This is a genomic window from Bacillus sp. SIMBA_074 (assembly GCF_046534555.1).
Classification (GTDB): domain Bacteria; phylum Bacillota; class Bacilli; order Bacillales; family Bacillaceae_G; genus Bacillus_A; species Bacillus_A mycoides.
Genome location: NZ_JAWRYM010000898.1, coordinates 1 through 252, shown reverse-complemented (window position 1 = coordinate 252; position 252 = coordinate 1). Strand labels below are relative to the sequence as shown.

The following is a 252-nucleotide window of genomic DNA, read 5'->3' as shown; positions in this document are numbered from 1 at the left end:
CGTCAATACCGTATCATCGATTTCAAACGGAATAAAGATGGTATACCAGGACGCGTTGCTACTATTGAGTACGATCCAAATCGTTCTGCAAACATTGCATTAATTAATTACGTTGATGGAGAAAAACGTTATATCCTAGCTCCAAAAAACCTAGAAGTAGGTTTGGAAATCATGTCAGGTCCAGAAGCTGACATTAAAGTGGGTAACGCACTTCCTCTTATTAACATCCCAGTTGGTACAGTAATTCATAAC

The 252-nt window shown here is 38.5% G+C and carries 1 pseudogene; it reads left to right on the top strand.

Going from position 1 to position 252, the window contains the following annotated elements:
• Positions 1–252: pseudogene (gene rplB / locus SB773_RS33350) on the top strand (50S ribosomal protein L2); the annotation flags it as partial.